General features: G+C 70.6%; 4 protein-coding genes. All 4 read left to right on the top strand.

The genetic code is table 11. The features are described 5' to 3' along the window. A partial coding sequence (locus CCN33_RS06550; protein WP_140394478.1) for an ABC transporter permease subunit occupies positions 1-305 on the top strand: 305 nt, incomplete at its 5' end. 49 nt (positions 306-354) lie between these two features. After that, positions 355-1,392 (top strand): ABC transporter ATP-binding protein, encoded by a 1,038-nt coding sequence (locus tag CCN33_RS06545; protein ID WP_086692161.1) that lies wholly within the window; start codon positions 355-357, stop codon positions 1,390-1,392. A gap of 26 nt (positions 1,393-1,418) precedes the next feature. Further along, entirely contained in the window at positions 1,419-2,462 is a 1,044-nt protein-coding gene (locus CCN33_RS06540) for an ABC transporter ATP-binding protein (RefSeq protein ID WP_086692158.1), read from the top strand. Between the two features lie 108 nt (positions 2,463-2,570). Beyond that, on the top strand, positions 2,571-3,329 hold the full coding sequence (locus tag CCN33_RS06535) for a class I SAM-dependent methyltransferase (protein ID WP_086692155.1): 759 nt from the start codon (positions 2,571-2,573) through the stop codon (positions 3,327-3,329). The last annotated feature ends 14 nt before the right edge of the window (positions 3,330-3,343 follow it).

The following is a 3,343-nucleotide window of genomic DNA, read 5'->3' as shown; positions in this document are numbered from 1 at the left end:
GCACCGCCCGCGCCAAGGGCCTCTCCGGCCGCAACGTGTTCTTCCGGTTCGCCTGGCGCGGCGCGATGGGCCCGATCGTCACCATCTTCGGCATCGACCTGGCCACCCTCATCGGCGGCGCCATGATCACCGAGTACACCTTCAGCCTCCAGGGAGTGGGCCGGCTCGCGGTGGACTCCGTGGAGAAGAGCGACCTGCCCATGCTCATGGGCGTCACCCTGCTGTCGGCCGGCGCGATCGTCCTCTTCAACATCGTCGTCGACGCGGTGTACGGCCTGATCGACCCGCGCATCCGGCTCGCCTGACCTCCGCCCGTCCGACTACCCCCCTCGCATCACCCCCAGGAGCGTCCCCGTGACGAGCACCCATCAGCAGCCGTTCCTCTCCGTCAAGGACCTCAAGGTCCACTTCTCCACCGAGGACGGCATGGTCAAGGCCGTCGACGGACTCACCTTCGACCTGGCCAAGGGCCAGACGCTCGGCATCGTGGGCGAGTCGGGTTCCGGCAAGTCCGTCACCAACCTGACGATCCTGGGCCTGCACGACCGCGATCACACCGAGATCGAGGGCCAGATCCTGCTGGACGGCGAGGAGCTCCTCGGCGCCCCGGAGCGGAAGCTGGAGAAGCTCCGCGGCAACAAGATGGCGATGATCTTCCAGGACGCCCTGGCCTCGCTGTCGCCGTACCACACCATCGGGACCCAGATCGGCGAGGTCTACCGCAAGCACACCGGCGCCTCGAAGAAGGCGGCGCGGGAGCGGGCGATCGAGATGCTGCGCCGGGTCGGCATCCCGCAGCCGGACCGCCGGGTCGACAACTACCCGCACGAGTTCTCCGGCGGTATGCGCCAGCGCGCGATGATCGCCATGGCCCTGGTCTGCGACCCGAAGCTCCTGATCGCGGACGAGCCGACCACCGCGCTGGACGTCACCGTGCAGGCCCAGATCATGGACCTGCTCAAGGACCTCCAGCAGGAGTTCGGCACCTCGATCATCTTCATCACCCACGACCTGGGCGTCATCGCGGACATCGCCGACGACGTGCTGGTGATGTACGGCGGCCGCTGCGTGGAGCGGGGCCCGAAGGAGGAGGTGCTGCGCTCCCCGCAGCACCCCTACACCTGGGGTCTGCTCGGTTCCATGCCGAGCCTGGACGGCCCGGTCGACGTGCCGCTCAACCCGATCCCGGGTTCCCCGCCCTCGCTGCTCAACCCGCCCACCGGCTGCCGCTTCCACCCGCGCTGCGCCTTCGCCTCCGAGGTGGAGGGCAACCGGTGCGCCACCGAGCGCCCGCTGCTCCAGATCGAGGACGGCCGCGGCAACGCCTGCCACCTTTCCGACGGCCAGCGCCGTGAGTTCCTCGCCGACCTTGCCGCCAGCAAGGCCATCTGACGTACACGAGACGGGATTTCACCACCATGAGCGACACCACTCCCCTCCTGGACGTCTCCGGGCTGACCAAGCACTTCCCGATCAAGGGCGGCTTCCCGATCCGGCGCACCGTCGGCGCGGTGCAGGCCGTGGACGGGCTGGACTTCCAGGTCGCCGAGGGCGAGAGCCTGGGCCTGGTCGGCGAGTCCGGCTGCGGCAAGTCCACCACCGGCCGGCTGATCACCCGGCTGATGGAGCCGACCGCGGGCCGCATCGCCTACCGGGGCCAGGACATCACGCACGCGGGCCGCAAGGCCCTCGCGCCGATCCGGTCCGAGATCCAGATGATCTTCCAGGACCCGTACGCCTCCCTGAACCCGCGGCACACGGTCGGCAAGATCATCGCCGGCCCGATGGAGATCAACGGCATCGAGCCGCCCGGTGGCCGTGAGAAGCGGGTGCGGGAGCTGCTGGAGATCGTCGGTCTCAACCCCGAGCACTTCAACCGCTTCCCGCACGAGTTCTCCGGCGGCCAGCGCCAGCGCATCGGGGTGGCGCGGGCGCTCGCCCTGAACCCGAAGCTGATCGTGGCGGACGAGCCGGTCTCCGCGCTGGACGTGTCGATCCAGGCCCAGGTCGTGAACCTGCTCCAGAAGGTGCAGCGCGAACTCGGCATCGCCTTCGTGTTCATCGCGCACGACCTCGCCATCGTGCGGCACTTCTCCCAGCGTGTCGCGGTGATGTACCTCGGCAAGATCGTGGAGATCGGCGACCGCGACGACCTCTACAACAACCCGCGCCACCCCTACACCCGCGCCCTGCTCTCCGCCGTCCCGGAGGCCACGGTGGACGAGACCCCGCGCGAGCGCATCCGTCTGGTCGGGGACGTGCCCTCGCCCATCGACCCGCCGTCGGGCTGCCGCTTCCGCACCCGTTGCTGGAAGGCGACGGAGAAGTGCGCGACCGAGGCCCCGCCGCTCGCGCAGGCCGAGGGCAACAAGGCCGGCCACCTCACGGCCTGCCACTATCCGGAGACGCAGGAGATCATCCCGGTCACCGGCCTCTCCAAGACCCCGCAGGAAGCGGTCTGACACAACCCTGAAGGCCCGCGTCCACCCGGACGCGGGCCTTTTCACGTCCTGGCCGGAACCTTTCCCCGGCGCCGACGGGCGCTCCGACGACCATGTGAGACTGCCACGGTGCCGACCCACCCGTTCAACGACCTCTCGGTCGCCGCCCACTACGACACCCTCAACCCCTGGGGTCCGGGCGACGACTTCCACCTCGGCCTGATCCGCGCGGCGGACTCGGTGCTGGACATCGGCTGCGGCACCGGCCAGTTGCTCCGCCGGGCCCGCGCCGAGGGGCACCCCGGACGGCTGACCGGACTCGACCCGGCCGCCGCGATGCTGGTGCGGGCCCGGGAAGGCGGCCCGGACGTCGAGTGGGTCCTCGGGGACACCAGGAGCCGCGCGTGGAAGGGTGAGTTCGCGCTCGCGGTGATGACCGGGCACGCCTTCCAGCAGTTGGTCCGGGACGAGGACGTACGGCAGTGCCTGGGCGCGGTGCGGGAGGCACTGGCGGAGGGCGGCCGCTTCGTCTTCGAGACCCGCAACCCCGAGGTCCGCCCGTGGGAGCGCTGGACCCCGGACCGGGTGCGCACCCTCACCGGCCCGGACGGTGCCGAGATCCGGGTCCACCACGAGGTGACACACGGTCCGGCGGGCGGTCTCGTCGGCTTCACCGAGACCTACACCTGCGAGAGCTGGCCGGCCCCGCGGGTCGGCCGCAACACCCTCCGCTTCCTCGGCCCCGGCGAGCTGGACCGCTTCCTCGCCGAGGCCGGGCTGCGTACGGTGGCCCGCTACGGCGACTGGGACCGGAGTCCGCTGGGCCCGGCCTCGCCGGAGATCATCACCATCGCCGAAGGGGCGCACCAGGGGGAGACCACCCCCTAGGGGATGTCTCGCCG

Origin of the sequence: Streptomyces recifensis (genome assembly GCF_002154615.1) — a bacterium.
Taxonomy (GTDB): domain Bacteria; phylum Actinomycetota; class Actinomycetes; order Streptomycetales; family Streptomycetaceae; genus Streptomyces; species Streptomyces griseoluteus.
This window is presented reverse-complemented; position numbering and strand designations above follow the sequence as displayed.

Bases quoted from the DNA above. Each gene is read 5' to 3' on its own strand.
- CCN33_RS06540 (WP_086692158.1), top strand. From the start codon at position 1,419: ATGAGCGACACCACTCCCCTCCTGGACGTCTCCGGGCTGACCAAGCAC.